General features: G+C 60.4%; 1 protein-coding gene. It reads right to left on the bottom strand.

The window, feature by feature from the left end; all coding sequences use genetic code 11:
- Nucleotides 1-94: 94 nt before the first annotated feature.
- Entirely contained in the window at nucleotides 95-265 is a 171-nt protein-coding gene (locus AB2L51_RS15225; protein WP_400922687.1) for a LuxR C-terminal-related transcriptional regulator, read from the bottom strand.
- Nucleotides 266-268 lie beyond the last annotated feature (3 nt).

Below are 268 nucleotides of genomic sequence, written 5' to 3'. Positions count from 1 at the left end.
ACCTGGCAGTAATGTCAGGTGGCCATGAAGGCGACCTAGTCACTGCACGATACGCTGTCCAAAAGCCGCGGCTAGTATACGTGGGTATGAACGTTCAACGGTCGCCGACAGGTTCCAGGGCCTGGGCCATGCGCACCAGGTCGGCAAATGAACGCGCGCCCATTTTGCGCATGGCCTGGCCACGGTGGATCTTGACGGTGATCTCGCTCAAGCCGATCTGCCCGGCGATCTGCTTGTTCATCAGCCCCGACGCGGCCAGTTGCATCAC

The organism is Acetobacter fabarum (assembly GCF_040702925.2).
GTDB classification, from domain to species: domain Bacteria; phylum Pseudomonadota; class Alphaproteobacteria; order Acetobacterales; family Acetobacteraceae; genus Acetobacter; species Acetobacter fabarum_B.
Note: the sequence above shows the minus strand (reverse complement) of the source record. Positions and strands in the feature narration are given on the sequence as shown.

Excerpts from the sequence above, each read along its gene's own strand:
- AB2L51_RS15225 (WP_400922687.1), bottom strand. The coding sequence starts at position 265 with ATGCAACTGGCCGCGTCGGGGCTGATGAACAAGCAGATCGCCGGGCAG.